This window comes from Selenomonas ruminantium subsp. lactilytica TAM6421, assembly GCF_000284095.1.
Lineage (GTDB): Bacteria > Bacillota > Negativicutes > Selenomonadales > Selenomonadaceae > Selenomonas_A > Selenomonas_A lactilytica.
Window position 1 is genome coordinate 185667 of sequence record NC_017078.1, and the last position, 16170, is coordinate 201836.

Here is a 16170-nt window from a genome sequence, read left to right on the forward strand (position 1 = left end):
ATATATCCTCGTCGCTTGTTATGCGATGAGCCCCCCACCTGCAGAGGTGGGGGACATCGTCTTCCTCGTTATAATAATGCTAAAGTTTTTATAATAAAGATAATTTTTCCTAAAAATATATTTTAATATTTCTTTTCTTACAAAACCTTCTAATGCTTTGCAAGAAGCGTGTAGTTATATATGTATAAATCAAAGTTAATATAAAAATAATAGATATTATAATGTCACCTGTAAATTTATTACTAAAAAAAGCAAATATTAGTATAAAAGGAAAAGGTGGATGATGAGTTATCATTAAATCGAATGAATTTTTACCAGCATTTGAAATAAAAACGCAATTTTTATTTTCGAAAACATAACAAAGACTAATAATAGACACAGACCCCAGTATTCCAGTTGCGATAAAAACTAATATATTTTCAAAAGCAAATGTGTGCATATTAACAACATTATTTGTATATGAGTCTATCCCGGATTTTGTGTAAACCTCCCCAGTGATGTAAAATAGGAGCATCACTTGGGGAGGTTTTATCATGAGCAGAAAAACACGCAGTCCAGAAGAACAGGCTCGCAGAGCAAAGATTCGGGAGTTGTTGCAGGCAAGCAACATTGGCAGTATGGAGGACATCCAAAACTTGTTCAAGGAAACCATTGCCGAGTTTATGGAAAACGGCCTTGAAATCGAGCTGGATGAGTCTCTTGGCTATGGTAAGTATGACTATAAAAACAAAGATACCGACAATAGCCGCAACGGACATAGCAAAAAGAACCTTCGCACCAGCTTTGGCGAGGTTGAAGTCTCTGTTCCCAGAGACCGCAAGGGAGAATTCGACCCACAGCTCATCAAAAAGAATCAGGCCAGCATCAGTCAGGACATAGAAGAGAAGATTTTTTCGATGTATGCCAAAGGCATGACTACCAGTGACATTGAATCACATGTCCGTGACATATATGGCATCGATGTGTCGGACACCACCATCAGCCGCATCACAGACAAAATACTGCCCATTGCCAGAGAGTGGCAGCAGCGTCCACTGGAAAGCCTTTATGCCGTGGTGTTTATGGACGCCATCCATTACCATGTCCGCAGTGAGGGGCAGATCGTCAAGAAAGCCGTATATATCGCCATTGGCATTGACATGGACGGACATAAGGATGTACTGGGGATGTGGGTAGGCGAGAACGAAAGTGCCAAATTCTGGGCCAACATCCTGAACAGTCTCAGAAACCGCGGCGTAGAAGACATCCTCATTGCCTGCACAGATAACCTGACAGGCTTCGCAGCAGCCATTGAGGCGGTTTTCCCTCAGACAGATATACAGAACTGCATTATCCACCAACTGCGTAATTCCAGTAAATTATGTCAGCTACAAAGACCTCAAGGCTCTTATGGCTGATTTGAAGGCGGTTTACGCTGCGGTAGACGAGCCCTCTGCCCTGGCTGCATTGGAGCGATTTTCAGAGCGTTGGGATAAGAAATATCCCAAGATTTCCCAATCCTGGCAGGATAACTGGGCCAATTTGAGCACCTACTTCAAATTCCCTACGGAGCTGAGAAGGTTGATTTACACCACCAATACCATTGAAGGCTTTAACCGCCAATTACGGAAAGTGACAAAAGCCAAGTCCGTATTCCCTACAGATGACAGTCTGCTAAAGATGCTCTATCTGTCCATGATGGATATTACCAGAAAATGGACAGGACGCCGCCAGGACTGGAGCCTTATTCATGCCCAGTTTGCCATTTATTTTGATGGGAGGATTCCGGAATAAAAAATGTCTGCACTGCCAAGAATTTCTTGACGTGCAGACAAAAGGGTTTCTATACTTCGATATAGAAAGAGAAAATATACTATCCCTGTTTTACATTACTACAGGGAGTTTACACAGAATTTGGGACAGCCTCAGAGTAGCGTGTTAAACAAATATCATTTTCTCATGGTTATGATACGAAGGCTCAGGACTAATAAATACAGTCTTAACTCTTATGCGTATCACAGATACATTCTTTTCGAAGTAAGCTTCACCTGGTATCACAATGAAATGCTTATTTGAATAGATTTTGAAATTATTATCTAAGTTATCAGATAATCTTCTTATACTACTAATGCCACGAATTATAGAACTTTCAACATCTTTTAATTTTATTTCGCGGTAAGCCATTCTATTATATGCATGTTTGGTATATTCTATTTTTATATTTACTGGAACTTTTTTATATTCATTATTTCGATAATATGACTTATGACTACTTGATTTAACTATAGCTTTTTCTTTGGCTATTTCTTTTATTTTACTTTTATGAAACATATTTAAATGGTCTAAATTTTGATTAAAAAGATTAATCATTGTTAACCTCGACTTTCTTAATATATCCCAAACATCAATTTTACTTATTTTCGTTTCACTTTATATGCAATTTTCTTATCATCAGCCCAGCGACATATAATTTCGCCAATTGCCGTTGATAAATGTTGATTGCATGGTCCTAGAGCTTGTACCAAGCGGTTTTGTTGAACTTCAAGACAGGCGATGTATTTTTCGTCTTTTATCATAGCTAAAATCAATGTTCTTTTTCCAACTACACTACTACAATAACTGGACACACAGTTATGGAATCGTTTGCCATAATTGCGGATTTCATTGGTATCCTTTGGCAATACTATATGATAGTCATCAATAACATCTTCATAATTTAGTTCGTACTTAGTATAATCGATGACTATATTCTGTAGTGGTTTTGTCGGCAAATTATTAAAATTCCATTCTCGTCTTTGAGGAAGAATACCTGGAAGTTCTTCCATTAAAAAATCATGTACTTCATGAGTAAAACCATCTCGTAGTAATCTACGTTTTGTGTCCCTGTGTAATATGCTGTCATCTTCATTTATATTGGCTTCTATAAACATTCGCAAAATATCTATAGCATCCTGATCCCATTCATCTGACACTGCCAAAGGATGTAGGCAGTTTGCCAAAGCTGTTTCTGGACGATATTGCAGGTACCAATGACAGAATCTTTCCAACCAATAAAGATATGCATCACGGTCATGAATGCTGTTAGCTAGTCTTGAATGCTCTTTCTGATAATCCATGCTCATGAGAGACCAACTAAAGAGCTTGTTTCGATAGAAGAATCGACGTATTACATTGATGTCACAGAAACCTAATTGACGGAGTAGCAAATAGGCCACAATACTTTCCGGAGATTCTCCATACAGTTTTCTTAGGCTCTTAGGAGGATTATCTATCCGAAAGAAACGGCAAAGAACTCGATAGTTATCACTTTGTTCTCTGGGAAACAATTTTTCATAATCTTTTCCTACTAGATGTCGAAATTGACAAATGTTTATGTCCAGCGGCCTCATGCAAAAATCTATCATGTGCCTCATTCCATGGATATTTCCCATATAAGTAGGATTAAACCCGAATTCTTCTTTAGCCATTTCTTGCATATATGAAATAGCTGTCTCTGTGACTGCTGTGGGAATCTCAACATAGGCAGCACCAAGCATATCTGGAAAAACAGTTGATTCTTCACATACATATGCCCCTATCCAGCCTCTATCAGACTTGTTTTTAAGCATCGTCATGGGCCATGCCTGTACCTTGCTATGGAGAAAATCACATTCTGTCAGCCATTCCTTTTCTTGTACAGTTACAACCGTCCCATTAACTATATTTATCATATTCAGTTGCAATGATACGTTTACAATGCCATTTGTTCTGAATTCTACAGTCCATTGACGAGGAATAAATAATCGCTGTTCCTCTTCGTGGACTAGATCTTTTATCTGCTCATCAATGTTCAACTCGAAAACTTTGTCTTCTATCCACTGTCTGGTTAGTATATCATAGCCAAAGATCTTCTTTTTATGAACTGTTACATTAGTACCAGCGCCATAATAGGCGTTCCACAGACTGTCATTGTAATCTATATGAATATTCTCATTTGTTTCATAGGTAGCTATTTTCATAGTTAAGCTCCTTTCTAAGATAATTTTACTAAATCTATTAATTTCTCTGATAATCGATATGCACAGAAAGTACTTTTAACTTCACTTCCAATATTACTTAATCATATAATCAGTAAAAATATTATAGCTTATTAAGCATAATACATTAAATGTTCTATGGTTGTCAATATATTATTTGTTAATTAATTTGTTAATAATATATTGACAGTATTTTATATACATGTTAATATACCATTAAATAGATAAACTGCGATTTTTAAAAAACATATATAAGCTCTGCTGATAAATATAGATTATATATATTTATTTTATAATAAATTAAATTTATAATTAAAATTGGTATCTATAGGAGGGCAATTTATAATGTCTATACAACAAAGTGTAACGGAAGTTAAGGATTTTTTTACAACTAAACAAGCTGCTGAACTATTAGGACTTACAGAATATACTATAAGAAAGAAAATACGCAATAACGAAATAAAAGCCATTCCTGGTTCAAATGTTCGCGAAGGGTACAAAATTGAAAAAGAATCCCTATTAGAATATGCAAAAAAAAATAATGTTTCTCCATTTAAAGAATTATCACCTTTCCAATTAGCATTTGCATTAAATCCAGTGGTTGGTGCAGGTGTTGGTATATATAGTTTGATAAAAAGCATTGGATTCATTGGTAATAGTGATAACAATACTATAAAGGATAAAGAACGCATCTATAAACTAGGGATCCAACGATTAGATAAAGAAATAGAAGGATTAAATCTTCAAATAGAGGCGTTAAATTTGGAAGACAAATCCGTTGAGAATGAAAAGCTAATTCTTGAAAAGAAAATCAAGATAAATGAGCTTGAACAGAAAATAAAAGAAATAGAAATTGAAAGGGCTATGGATTTAACCCCTTAATTATGTTTTGAGGTGTATAACCATGAATAAAAGAGTACATTTTAATTCACAAAAAGATAAATATATCAATAATACAAAAGAATTTTCAGGTACTTATCACGGGGCGATAGAAAGTGGCTCTCACGCAGATAGATTAACGCGCTTTAATTCACGTCAAGGTCAGGGCTATGCAGCTGAACAAGCAAATCATATTAAGGATATAATAAGTGGTCATGACGCGGAGATTTTAGGTGATAACAATAAGAAAAATGGTCCTGATAGAAAAGTAGATGGAGAACTAATTCAAACTAAGTATTGTAAAACAGCAGTTAATACTGTAAATGCAGCATTTAAGAATGGACAATATCGTTACATCGATACAAATGGACAAGCAATGCAGCTTGAAGTCCCCAAGGATCAATATCAAGATGCTATCAAATACATGAAAAAAAGAATACAGCGCGGGCAAATTCCTGGCGTTACTGATCCAGGCGATGCAGTACGATTGATTCGCAAGGGAAACGTTGATTATAAAACTGCATGTCGCATAGCCAAAGCTGGTAATATAGATTCTCTAATTTTTGATGCAGCCCATGGCATTGTCATTGCTACCAGTGCGATGGGAATTTCGGCAATAGTCACTTATGCTCGGGCAATTTGGCAGGGAAAGACTCAGGAACGTGCCATAGATGAAGCCATGCTTTTTGGTTTACAATCTGGAGGAATAGCCTTTGTTGGATCAGTATTAACCTCACAAATTGCACGTACTGAAATGAATAGGTGTTTATTGACACCGTCAATTAAGTTGGTAAAGATGCTTCCCTCGAATATACGTCGTCTTTTGGTCTCATCTCTAAAGCAAGGCGCCCCTATTTTTGGGCAATCTGCAACTAAAGATCTTGCTAAACTCGTACGTAGCAACGCCATCGCCGCAGGCGTTATGGTAATTTGTCTATCGGCAGTAGATATAACAAATTTTTTCCGTGGACGAATATCCGCTACTGAGTTGTTCAAAAAAGTAAGTATTATCACAGCTGGAATAGGCGGAGGATATATTGGTTCAACAGTGGGAACAGCTGTAGCGGGACCCTTTGGTACAGTCGCAGGCGGTATTACAGGAAGTATTGTAGGTGGAAGTAGTGCAGAAAAACTTCTCTCTCATTTTGTTGAGGATGATGCAAAAAAGATGCTTACTATCATAAATGATGAATTAATTCCTTTAGTAGAGGAATACTTTCTTAGCCAAATTGAATTAGAAATTGTACTTGAAGATCTAAAAATCAAACTTGAAAATGATAAATTGCTAGATATGTTTGCCAGTCAAGATCGCCATTCCTTCGCACGCAATATATTGATTGAAGTTATCGAAAATACTGTAAAGTGGCGTACATCTTCCAACAGAATTATTTTGCCATCTAATGAACTTTTCATATTTAGACTTGGACATATACTTGACATGGGGCAACGTGATGGTGAACTAGAAGAATATTTCAGCGATAGCACAGTTGATACGCAAACTTTTGGAAGACAAATTATGCAAAGAGAAGTCTCAAGGGATGTATCAAATAAAGCATGGTATGTAACCAGTCAATTTAATAAAATATCGATGCAAGCCAGTAATGAATTAATAAAAATGTCAAATAATGAAGAGATGTTTAAAAAAATTATCAGCAATCAAGAATTAGAAATTGATGAGTATATAAAGGAAATGAATTTGCTTATGAGGGAGTGACACTATTATGTTTAACGGTAAAGTTATCACTAAAGTAAATACTAATAATATTGTTGATAATGATATATTTGATAATAATATTTTTACAAATGATGAAAAAATAACATTGGATATAAACATTGAGCAACTTATTTCTGAATATAATGATAATAGAAAAGAAATCAATCGCTTAGTATTTGAATGTGTTACTGAGATGACGGAAGGTGATAAAGCAGAATTAAATCTTTCTAAAAGGAATTTTTTTCATCGTATAATAGGTGAAATAACAGGAAGTAATCAGAATTTACAAAATAAGATTAATAGTAATCACACAGCTGCACAATATGCAGCATTAGAAATATTACAAAAACTCGAAAGAAAAAACCTAATAAATTTCACACTTATTACTGCTGTCAATAATAAACTTAATGCTTCAATAATATCTAAAAATAAAGAATCCAAAAGAATATATTCTTTTTTAAAAGATTTTATAAAAAAAAATAGAAATAGATTTTATCATTATGAAACTCGTCTGGATATAGCAGAACAAAAAATCAATTTATTGGAATGGTGTAATTCCATAAAATATCAAGAATTCAATGGTGAAGAATACATAAATATGGATAATACCAAGAAAATTGTTTGCCTTGTTAGAGATTTTTATGAACTAACAAATGGAAATTGGTCTTTTCCAGATTTACTATTATTGAAAACTGCAATGTCAGATATAAAAATATCCCCAAACTCTTACGTAAACTACTATACTGTGTTAAAAGAGATTCATGATAAACCTTTGCTCAAAAAAAATTATTCAAGAATGCAATTATCAATCCAACAGATGAATTCTCACATATTATCCCATTGGGAGTTTTTAATAAATTAGAACTATTAGATACTACTGAATCTTATATTATTGATTCTGCATTGGGCTGTATAGATGTAAAGGAAAATGAAATAACACGAAATGATTTACGAGATAATCTCACTAAAAAATATATTTCCCAATCGGCATTAGTCAATATTAATACCAAAATTAGTATTTATAATTTTATAGTAGAACTTCTGTATACTCTACAGCAGGCTGAAGCAGAAAAAATTCTATTTCTCGAACAAGAAACAACACTACATGAAGCAATAGATTTATATATTCATTGCCACATGAATGAAGCTGCAGATAAATTTCTTCCATTAGCAGAATCAGGAAATACAAAAGCTATGTATCTTCTTGGAGATATTTATCGAAACTATTCTTCTGTTGAATTCCATTCAATAGGAGAATCCTGGCAAAAGAAGGGGGCATATTTACAAGATCCTCTTTGTATGATTAGTACAATTCCTAATGAAGATGATGTATTAATTATGGAAGATATTATTGAGAAATTAAAAGATTTGTCTTACCAAAATGATATGTTTGCTCAATATGAACTTGGATATTGTTATGAATATGGTAGATGCGTAGAAAAAGATGCTGAATTAGCAAAAAAATGGTATCTTACCGCAGCAAAATTAGGTCATTTTAAAAGTATGAACAAACTAGGCTTGCTTTATGCTGCTGATAGAGACTACATCGAAGCTAACAAATGGTACAAGCTTGCTGGAGAAAATGGCTATAACGAGGGTTGGTACAATCTTGGAAAAAGTTATCATTATGGAATTGGAGTAGAAATAGATTCAGATATAGCAATATACTATTATCAAAAATCTTTTAATTTACATGGTAATTGCTCTGGAGAAATCGCTAACCAAATTGGCCTTGTATATCATGAAATAAAAAAGGAAAATGAACCAGCTAATCATTGGTTTAAAAGAGCAGGTGAATTAGGATATTCTTATGGATGGAGTAATTTAGCTTCTAGCTATGAAAATGGCCGTGGCGTAAGTATAGATATAGAAAAGGCTAAAGAATATTATATAAAAGCATATGATATAGGAGATAATTCGGCTGGCAAATTTGCCAATTCTATAGGGGTTATATTCGCTAATGAAAAAAATTATACTTCTGCTTATAAATGGTTTCATTTAGCAGCAAAGGATGGCTTTGGTTGGGGATTTTATAATCTTGGTTGTTTATTTTATCACGGTTTAGGTGTAGAAAAAAATAATGATATAGCAATATATTATTATGAAAAAACTTCTTATATAGACTCCTTAAAAATGCTTGGTAAAATTTATTATGAAAAAATCTCTGTAAATTAACTTTCCCTCGAAATCAAAAGGTCTTCTATGATAAACTATAATCAAATCATAGGAGGCCTTTTGTTATGGCAAGAAAGAAAAAAGAGATTCACAAGGTAGAAATGACCGATGGCAAGCGTGCCATCATCCAGCAGCTGTTCCAAGAGTACAACATCGAGAGCGCCACAGATATCCAAGATGCCCTGAAAGATTTGCTCGGCAGCACCATCAAAGAAATGATGGAAACGGAAATGGATGAGCATCTGGGCTATAGCAAGTCTGAGCGTTCCGACAGTGAGAATGCCCGCAACGGGTATAAACCCAAGAGCCTCAATAGCAGCTATGGCAGCTTTCAGATTGATGTCCCGCAGGATCGTCAGTCCTCCTTCCAGCCCCAGGTTGTCAAGAAGCGGCAGAAGGATATTTCCGCCATTGACGAGAAAATTATCTCTATGTATGCCAAAGGCATGACCACCAGACAGATCTCTGAAACTTTGGAAGACATTTACGGCTTCGAGGCTTCAGAAGGGTTCATATCCGATGTTACCGATAAAATTCTGCCTCAGATTGAGGAATGGCAGAGCAGACCGCTTTCCAGTATCTACCCCATAATTTTCATTGATGCCATCCATTTTTCTGTAAGACATGACAATATGATTACCAAATTGGCTGCCTATGTCGTGATGGGAATAAATGAAGATGGCCGCAAGGAAGTCCTTACGATTGAAGTGGGCGAAAATGAGAGCAGCAAATACTGGCTGGATGTTCTGAACAGTCTCAAGAACCGTGGCGTAAGGGATATCCTTATTCTTTGCTCTGATGGGCTTACCGGCCTGAAAGAGGCCATTTCTGCAGCATTTCCGAAAACAGAGCACCAGCGCTGCATTGTCCACATGGTGCGCAATACGCTGAAATACGTCGCCAACAAAGACATGAAAAATTTTGCCAAAGATCTCCGCACCATCTATACCGCCCCTGATGAGAAGGCCGCCGTTAAGCGATTGGAGGAAGTGGACAAAAAATGGACGCCCCATTATCCAGCGGCACTGAAGCGTTGGTTTGACAATTGGGATGTAATAACGCCAATATTCAAGTTCTCAACAGACGTCCGTACCGCGTTTTACACGACCAATGCCATTGAGAGCCTAAATTCCTCGTACCGCCGTCTGAACAGCCAGAGAAGTGTTTTCCCCGGCCAACAGGCCCTGCTAAAGGCGTTGTATTTGGCAACGTTTGAAGCTACCAAGAAATGGTCCATGCCCATCCGAAACTGGGGCAAAGTAAGGGGCGAACTGACCATTATGTACCCTGATAGATTACAACCGTAAAATACATCCATGCTGAAATCATAGAAGACCTTTTACAGACTTTTATTCACACCCTCTCAGTTGAACTAATTTTTTTATACAACAGCATTCCTGAAATCATAAAAAAAGAGGCATGTGAAACGAATAGATAATATGATTAAAGTATTTTGCATCATTTGAACAATCAGTATAACATATCACGTGACCTAATATTACTAAAAATATACCTATCCCTTTTGCATAATCTAAACTTATATCTCTTGTCTGTCTGTTGGCGACAATTGCCATACTCATTATTTTTTCATCCCTCTTTATGAATATCTCTATGCAAGTATAAGTGAAATTCCATACCATTTTTCGATTCAGGAAACGCCAGCCATTACCTTCCACAATTATTTCTGTTTAATTTTCTTGATGGCCTCTTAGCAACCAAGCAAAAGCTCTGGCCATCCTGAGTTCTGGCTCCTTGAAGTGACCGCCTTTATTCCACTCCAAAATACAGCTGATTCCCCGTTCATTTAGCCATCCATACGCATCACGAATGCAATCCCCCACCTTGCCCATGACTGGATTCCTGGCTTTCTCCTGACACAGATTCAATATCCCCGCCAGTGTTTTCTTGGCACCATCACCGAAATCATCATTCCCAAAAACTGCCGGATCCTGCCAAGGGGACAAGTTACGATTCCAATCTTCCACTTTGACAGCCAAAAGGCGAAAACCTTTGTTGGTCAGCCTTTGAATTTCAGCCACTTCTGCCTCAATCCCTGCTAAATCATGGTCGCCAACTGGCTGGACCAGAACGATATCCGCCTGGATATTGCCATACTCATATGTACGCATTATGGGTCTCCCTAGAATTTCGTGGCGAAAACACCAAATAACGGTGTTTCTCCATACAGCAGCCGTTCCTTTTCGTCCCAAAGTCTTTCCGTCAGGTCAAATTCTGCGTGTACTTCGCCAAAGCCCATGCTGCGAAGCAGTTCCACATCCCAATAGGGACGCTTCGTGCCACTCAGAGGCAACTGCAAGGGATCGAGAGGTTCCGTAACCTCATCAGCGACTTCCAGAGCATCATCATACTGCCGCAAACATTCTTGCCGCCTGTCTTCTGCCCGCCTGGCCATATCCTCATCATACAGGGGCATATTCCAATTGGCGTCAAACAGCAATAAGCGTCCCCCTGGCCGCAGCAATCGTTGGCATTCTGCATAAACCTGCCAGGGATTGGACAGCGTCCAGGTAACATTGCGGCTCACGATAACATCAAAGGAGCCTGTGGCAAAATCCAGCTGGTTGATATCCATTTGCTGCAGGTCTACACTTACCCCGGTCATTTCAATCAACTGCCGTGCTTGGGCCAGCATTCCCTCGGCACAATCCACGGCCGTCACCTCCAGCCCCATCTTGGCCAGGATGATAGAAAAAAAGGCTGGGCCACAGCCCAAATCCAGCACCCTATGTGTATCAGCGGGCATCTTTTCCCGCAAAAGCTTCTGCCATGCCTCCACACGAAAACTGGCCAGTTCATCCTGTATGATATTGCCATAATTCTCCGCGTCCTGAGACCAATAACGGGCCATACTTTCTATGTCCATTTTCGCCACCCCTTTCTTTAAAAATCTGCACTTATCCGCGACTTATCAATAGTTAAACAATCCATTCCGACAGTGCAGCCAAGGAAAATGATTTTGACACCTGCCGCCTTTGCTTCTTCCAATGCTTCACCAAAGGCTGAATGTGTTTCGATATTCGCCTGCACTTCCTTTACCTTGGGCATCTGGATGACAAAAGCCAGGCCACAACAAAAGCCTTCCTGCCGTGCTTTGATTAACTCGTGAATATGCTTGACACCCCGCTCGGTGGGCGCATCGGGGAAATAGCCCACGCCGTTGAGTTCCAAGGTACAGCCCTTGACCTCCAGCAGGTATTTCTGCCCCTGCCGCTCCATATAGAAATCTATACGGGATTCCCCGTACTTATACTCCGGCTTGACGAAGTCAAAATCTTGCCCTGCCAGCCATTCCTGCACGATTTTATTGGGGGCCTGACTGTCGATATTTACAAGGCCCAGCCCTGCCTTTTCCACGGCAATCAAATCATAGCGTGTTTTGCGGTTGGGATTGTCGGCCTCGGACAAGATTACCTTAACCCCGGGCAGAAGCAATTCCCGGCAGCGGCCCGTGTTCTTCACATGAACCGTTTCCTCTCTGCCATCCACCTGAACCTTAGCCACGAAACGATTTGGCCGGGCCAAAAATTTCGCCTGTTTAATATTATGATATTTCATATTTTCGAATCCAATCGTCCAAATACTTCATCTGTTCTTCCGTATGGAACCAGTGCTCGCCATTTTCCATAACAGTCAGCCCTGCATGATGCTTTTCAGCAAAATCCTGCAGCTTTGCCAGTGATGTCAGCTGGTCCTTTTCGCCGTACAGAATCTGCGTCGGCACATTCCATTTATTCCCTGCCATCAGGTTGCCTCTTCATCCATGGTTTCCAAAAGAAAACTGACCGGGCGAAAGCCATCATTGCAGGATATCATTGCTGACCGTGGGTTCTTCATCCAGCCTTCGTAAAAATTCTCTGCCCCATGGGCCAGTCCCATGACAAAGGCGGACATGGACTCCCAGGCACTTTCACACATTCCCTCCGGCCGCTGCCAGCCATTGGCAATAAAAACTGTCCCTTCTTCCATATCACAGGCATGCTCCAGGGGATTTTCGTATTTTTCCATTAAATCAGGATAGCAGGCCTTACGCATGACGGTTATCCTTACTTTTTTCATGCCAGTTCCCCCCAATTTCTGCTTCAGATAAGCTTCCCTTCCAAATGGTCCAGCTCATGCTGTACGATTTCTGCCTCGAAGCCTGTAAACTTCCGCTTTTCCTTGTGCCAGTCCATATCGCGGTATTTGACCTCAATCCAGTCATGACGCTCAACTTCACGTTCCCCGGGAATGGAAAGACAGCCCTCCACAGCCTTATACGTCCTTGGCGATTTCTTTACCACCTCAGGGTTCAGCATAGCCGTGAGCCTGTTTCCTTCTGCTATGGCAATAATGGCCTTTCTCTCCCCAATCATGTTAGCTGCCATGCCCACACAGTGGTCCCTGTGAGCCCGAAGGGTGTCCAGCAAGTCCTCTGCGATAGCTATATCCTCTTTGGTCGCCGCCTCAGCCTTCCGGCCCAGGAACAGCAAATCCTTCATTATGTCTTTTACCATTTTTCTTCCTGCCTTTCAGCCCCCAGACCGGTTCTTCGGCTGGGGCAATTCAAAACGCTCCAGTTTATCTGCCATCAGCTTCGGCAGTTCTCCAGATGCCAGCTCATGCCATTCTTCTGTCCGCTTCATTGACTTTTCACCCTCACAAAGCGAGGCCCTTCCTCGCCAATGACGCCATTGGGGACAAAACCGCATTTTGCCAATACCCGCTGTGAAGCTGTATTATCCGGCTCTGCTTCAGCCTCTACACGCAATACACCAACCTGCTTCAAAGCCCAATCAACAGCAGACATGACCGCTTCCGTGGCATAGCCCTGCCCTTGGAATTCATCTTTTATCCCATACCCGATTTCCGCCGAGCCATCATCATTGAGCCCCTTGAAGGACAAATCCCCGACCTGCACTCCATCATGGCGCGTCACCATCCAGATTGCGTACCACTCTCCCTGCTCAGGATGGGCCAGATAGCCATCCAGCATTTCCTGATAGGCCTTTTGAAGATCCCCGTCGGTCTGTCTTTCAATAATCTGCTCCATTTCTGCCTTTGATGCTACATATAGTCTTAACCGTTCTGTTTTTAGTACTATACGATTCATGTATTCACCTGCTCCAACAATTTTATCAGCAATCTCTCCAGCTTATTCTTGAATTGCAGATTATCCTCCTCCGAGCGTTTTCGCGGCCCCTTCAAGTGATGCTTGCCCGAGGCCCGACGGGCCTTCTTGGCGAGGTGACGTTCCATCAGCAGCCGCTCTATGTTTTCATTGGTATATTGCCAGCCATTCTGATGCATGGCGTAAGCCCGCTTCCCCAGGGCCATGGCCGGCACGCTGTATTCCTTCGCCACTTCTTCCGTCTGCCGCACCACCGGGCAGGCATCCGCATCAACAAAAATTCTCATATCGACCTCATTTCCAACTCTACTAACTCATCCCTGCTACTCGAACACAAATTATTGACATTGCCAACCCTATAATGATAGAATACCACTAATCGAATAAATAAACACTACCTTCGTCACCGGATGAAGGAAAAAAGTGTCCAAGTACTGACGCAGGTTCAGCTCTTCTGCTGAAAGTCAGTGCTTGGACATTTTATTTTATCAAAGCCCTAAATTTTTCAAAAAGGAATCGATGAGCATGCGTGAACTGAGCTGCAATTATTGACATATGTCTAAAACAGCCTATAATAGGAACTATAAAACAGATTTATATTTTAGGAGGCTGTAACGATGGCAGAAGAATGTAATCACGATTGTAGTTCCTGCGGAACCACCTGCGGTGATGACACCCGCAAACAGGATTTACACGAAAAACCCCATGAACTCAGTAATATCCGCCATGTAGTCGCTGTAGTCAGCGGCAAGGGCGGCGTAGGCAAATCTTTGGTAACGGGGCTAATGTCCGTAGCCATGGCCCGCAAAGGCTGCCATGTGGGCATTATGGATGCCGACATCACCGGCCCATCCATTCCCAAGATGTTTGGGGTAGACGAAGAAATCCGCGGCAATCAGGATGGCGTTTATCCCGTATCCACAGCTGGCGGCATCGATATTGTCAGCATGAATCTGCTGCTGGATAACAATACCGACCCGGTTGTTTGGCGTGGTCCCATCATCAGCGGCGTGGTCAAGCAGTTCTGGCATGACTTCATCTGGAACGACATTGACTATATGTTCATTGACATGCCGCCGGGAACCGGGGATGTACCTTTGACGGTTATGCAGTCCATCCAACTGGACGGCATTATCATCGTGACCAGCCCCCAGGAGCTGGTTTCCATGATTGTGGAAAAAGCTGTGAAAATGGCCGGCGCCATGAATGTTCCCATCCTTGGTATCGTGGAGAACATGAGTTACTTTGAATGCCCAGACTGCGGCGGCAAGCATGAAATCTTCGGCCATAGCCACCTGGAAGAGATTGCACAGCAGTATGGCCTTGATATCCTCGGCCGCATTCCTATGCAGCCCAAACTGGCCGCCGACTGTGATGCCGGTCAGATTGAAGCCACGGAAAATATCTACTTGCAGGATGCTGCCGAAAAGCTGCTGAAAATCGATAATTAAATTGACATATGTCAAAAACATGGTAAAATATGATTAAGACATATGTCAAAAACGGAGGTTAATGATGAGCAGACCATTGAAAAAACGCCGGGTAAGTGCCCTTCCTCCCTGTACGCATTTTGTGCCCCAGGAAGGAGAGGATACCCCAGCGGTCATTATTTCTTTGGAGGAATATGAGTGCATCCGTTTGCTTGATTACCTGGGTATGACCCAGGAAGAATGTGCCAAGCAGATGGGCGTGGCCCGCACTACAGTGCAGGCCTTGTATCTGGCAGCCCGCAAACGGATGGCCGGGTGTTTAGTAGAAGGCCGTCCTCTGGTCATCAGTGGCGGAAACTTCGAACTCTGCCCCGCTTGTCAGCATAGCCCCCATCCCGTACGATTATCGATGCAGAAAGGAAGTAACAGCCCTATGAAACTTGCAGTTACCTATGACAACGGTCAGATTTTCCAGCATTTCGGCCACACGGAAACCTTCAAGGTTTATACCATTGAAGATAATGCGGTTAAGGAATCCCATATTCTTTCCAGCAACGGTGTTGGTCACGGTGCCCTGGCCACGCTCCTGCAGGAGGAAGACATCAACACCCTGATTTGCGGTGGCATTGGCGGCGGTGCTCAGAATGCTCTGGCTCAGGCAGGTATTACCCTGTACGGCGGCGTTCAGGGTGACGCAGATGCAGCAGTAAATGATTTCCTGGCAGGGAAATTGGCTTACGACCCCGCTGTTCACTGCGACCATCATGGTCACGGCCATGGCGAAGGTCATAGCTGCGGTGGTCACGGTCATGGCTGCGGCGGTCATGGTCACGGTTGCCACTAATTATT

Annotated in this window: 17 protein-coding genes and 1 pseudogene; 8 read left to right on the plus strand and 10 right to left on the minus strand. The window is 40.8% G+C overall.

Annotation, left to right across the window (positions count from 1 at the left end; translation table 11 throughout):
* Positions 1-533: 533 nt before the first annotated feature.
* Positions 534-1773: pseudogene (locus SELR_RS16575) on the plus strand (IS256 family transposase).
* 144 nt (positions 1774-1917) lie between these two features.
* On the opposite strand, the gene SELR_RS16580 reads toward SELR_RS16575, so the two are convergent.
* Together SELR_RS16580 and SELR_RS16585 are read right to left on the minus strand one after the other, a co-directional pair.
* Entirely contained in the window at positions 1918-2349 is a 432-nt protein-coding gene (locus SELR_RS16580) for a hypothetical protein (protein ID WP_041914941.1), read from the minus strand.
* A 44-nt stretch (positions 2350-2393) separates the two neighbouring features.
* On the minus strand, positions 2394-3977 hold the full coding sequence (locus SELR_RS16585) for a PcfJ domain-containing protein (protein ID WP_014431214.1): 1584 nt from the start codon (positions 3975-3977) through the stop codon (positions 2394-2396).
* A gap of 363 nt (positions 3978-4340) precedes the next feature.
* Between SELR_RS16585 and SELR_RS16590 the strand changes: the two genes are divergently transcribed.
* The 5 genes from SELR_RS16590 (at position 4341) to SELR_RS16610 (ending at position 10070) form a co-directional block, all read left to right on the plus strand.
* Positions 4341-4877, plus strand: a complete 537-nt coding sequence (locus SELR_RS16590) for a helix-turn-helix domain-containing protein (protein ID WP_014431215.1) — start codon at positions 4341-4343, stop codon at positions 4875-4877.
* A 22-nt stretch (positions 4878-4899) separates the two neighbouring features.
* Complete coding sequence (locus SELR_RS16595) at positions 4900-6588, plus strand: hypothetical protein (protein ID WP_014431216.1); 1689 nt, start codon at positions 4900-4902, stop codon at positions 6586-6588.
* A 7-nt stretch (positions 6589-6595) separates the two neighbouring features.
* Positions 6596-7450: a diguanylate cyclase regulator RdcB family protein gene (locus SELR_RS16600; RefSeq protein ID WP_014431217.1), complete on the plus strand. Its 855-nt coding sequence runs from the start codon at positions 6596-6598 to the stop codon at positions 7448-7450.
* Complete coding sequence (locus SELR_RS16605) at positions 7429-8763, plus strand: tetratricopeptide repeat protein (protein WP_014431218.1); 1335 nt, start codon at positions 7429-7431, stop codon at positions 8761-8763. Before SELR_RS16600 ends, SELR_RS16605 begins: the two co-directional genes overlap by 22 nt.
* Before the next feature lie 65 nt (positions 8764-8828).
* Positions 8829-10070 (plus strand): IS256 family transposase, encoded by a 1242-nt coding sequence (locus tag SELR_RS16610; RefSeq protein ID WP_014431219.1) that lies wholly within the window; start codon positions 8829-8831, stop codon positions 10068-10070.
* A 381-nt stretch (positions 10071-10451) separates the two neighbouring features.
* Here SELR_RS16610 and SELR_RS16615 read toward each other — a convergent pair whose 3' ends face one another.
* The 8 genes from SELR_RS16615 to SELR_RS16650 form a co-directional block, all read right to left on the minus strand.
* Positions 10452-10892, minus strand: coding sequence for a hypothetical protein (locus tag SELR_RS16615; protein ID WP_014431220.1), 441 nt, complete (start codon positions 10890-10892; stop codon positions 10452-10454).
* A gap of 11 nt (positions 10893-10903) precedes the next feature.
* Complete coding sequence (locus SELR_RS16620; protein WP_014431221.1) at positions 10904-11647, minus strand: class I SAM-dependent methyltransferase; 744 nt, start codon at positions 11645-11647, stop codon at positions 10904-10906.
* A 17-nt stretch (positions 11648-11664) separates the two neighbouring features.
* Positions 11665-12339, minus strand: a complete 675-nt coding sequence (gene sfsA, locus SELR_RS16625) for a DNA/RNA nuclease SfsA (RefSeq protein ID WP_014431222.1) — start codon at positions 12337-12339, stop codon at positions 11665-11667.
* Positions 12326-12526, minus strand: a complete 201-nt coding sequence (locus SELR_RS16630) for an alpha/beta fold hydrolase (protein WP_014431223.1) — start codon at positions 12524-12526, stop codon at positions 12326-12328. The genes sfsA and SELR_RS16630 overlap by 14 nt, the downstream gene beginning before the upstream one ends.
* Positions 12526-12840: a TIGR04076 family protein gene (locus tag SELR_RS16635; RefSeq protein WP_014431224.1), complete on the minus strand. Its 315-nt coding sequence runs from the start codon at positions 12838-12840 to the stop codon at positions 12526-12528. Before SELR_RS16635 ends, SELR_RS16630 begins: the two co-directional genes overlap by 1 nt.
* A gap of 23 nt (positions 12841-12863) precedes the next feature.
* Positions 12864-13277, minus strand: a complete 414-nt coding sequence (locus tag SELR_RS16640) for a peptide deformylase (RefSeq protein ID WP_014431225.1) — start codon at positions 13275-13277, stop codon at positions 12864-12866.
* Between the two features lie 125 nt (positions 13278-13402).
* Positions 13403-13873: a GNAT family N-acetyltransferase gene (locus SELR_RS18570; RefSeq protein ID WP_014431227.1), complete on the minus strand. Its 471-nt coding sequence runs from the start codon at positions 13871-13873 to the stop codon at positions 13403-13405.
* Positions 13870-14178, minus strand: coding sequence for a DUF188 domain-containing protein (locus SELR_RS16650; protein WP_014431228.1), 309 nt, complete (start codon positions 14176-14178; stop codon positions 13870-13872). Before SELR_RS16650 ends, SELR_RS18570 begins: the two co-directional genes overlap by 4 nt.
* 330 nt (positions 14179-14508) lie before the next feature.
* Between SELR_RS16650 and SELR_RS16655 the strand changes: the two genes are divergently transcribed.
* Both SELR_RS16655 and SELR_RS16660 read left to right on the plus strand, forming a co-directional pair.
* Positions 14509-15342, plus strand: coding sequence for an Mrp/NBP35 family ATP-binding protein (locus SELR_RS16655; protein ID WP_014431229.1), 834 nt, complete (start codon positions 14509-14511; stop codon positions 15340-15342).
* Between the two features lie 64 nt (positions 15343-15406).
* Positions 15407-16165 carry a DUF134 domain-containing protein gene (locus SELR_RS16660; protein WP_014431230.1) on the plus strand — a complete coding sequence of 253 codons (759 nt, stop codon included), beginning with the start codon at positions 15407-15409 and terminating at the stop codon, positions 16163-16165.
* The last annotated feature ends 5 nt before the right edge of the window (positions 16166-16170 follow it).

Excerpts from the sequence above, each read along its gene's own strand:
- SELR_RS16580 (WP_041914941.1), bottom strand. The coding sequence starts at position 2,349 with ATGATTAATCTTTTTAATCAAAATTTAGACCATTTAAATATGTTTCAT.
- SELR_RS16585 (WP_014431214.1), bottom strand. The coding sequence starts at position 3,977 with ATGAAAATAGCTACCTATGAAACAAATGAGAATATTCATATAGATTAC.
- SELR_RS16590 (WP_014431215.1), top strand. The coding sequence starts at position 4,341 with ATGTCTATACAACAAAGTGTAACGGAAGTTAAGGATTTTTTTACAACT.
- SELR_RS16595 (WP_014431216.1), top strand. The coding sequence starts at position 4,900 with ATGAATAAAAGAGTACATTTTAATTCACAAAAAGATAAATATATCAAT.
- SELR_RS16600 (WP_014431217.1), top strand. The coding sequence starts at position 6,596 with ATGTTTAACGGTAAAGTTATCACTAAAGTAAATACTAATAATATTGTT.
- SELR_RS16610 (WP_014431219.1), top strand. The coding sequence starts at position 8,829 with ATGGCAAGAAAGAAAAAAGAGATTCACAAGGTAGAAATGACCGATGGC.
- SELR_RS16615 (WP_014431220.1), bottom strand. The coding sequence starts at position 10,892 with ATGCGTACATATGAGTATGGCAATATCCAGGCGGATATCGTTCTGGTC.
- SELR_RS16620 (WP_014431221.1), bottom strand. The coding sequence starts at position 11,647 with ATGGACATAGAAAGTATGGCCCGTTATTGGTCTCAGGACGCGGAGAAT.
- sfsA (WP_014431222.1), bottom strand. The coding sequence starts at position 12,339 with ATGAAATATCATAATATTAAACAGGCGAAATTTTTGGCCCGGCCAAAT.
- SELR_RS16630 (WP_014431223.1), bottom strand. The coding sequence starts at position 12,526 with ATGGCAGGGAATAAATGGAATGTGCCGACGCAGATTCTGTACGGCGAA.
- SELR_RS16635 (WP_014431224.1), bottom strand. The coding sequence starts at position 12,840 with ATGAAAAAAGTAAGGATAACCGTCATGCGTAAGGCCTGCTATCCTGAT.
- SELR_RS16640 (WP_014431225.1), bottom strand. The coding sequence starts at position 13,277 with ATGGTAAAAGACATAATGAAGGATTTGCTGTTCCTGGGCCGGAAGGCT.
- SELR_RS18570 (WP_014431227.1), bottom strand. The coding sequence starts at position 13,873 with ATGAATCGTATAGTACTAAAAACAGAACGGTTAAGACTATATGTAGCA.
- SELR_RS16650 (WP_014431228.1), bottom strand. The coding sequence starts at position 14,178 with ATGAGAATTTTTGTTGATGCGGATGCCTGCCCGGTGGTGCGGCAGACG.
- SELR_RS16655 (WP_014431229.1), top strand. The coding sequence starts at position 14,509 with ATGGCAGAAGAATGTAATCACGATTGTAGTTCCTGCGGAACCACCTGC.
- SELR_RS16660 (WP_014431230.1), top strand. The coding sequence starts at position 15,407 with ATGAGCAGACCATTGAAAAAACGCCGGGTAAGTGCCCTTCCTCCCTGT.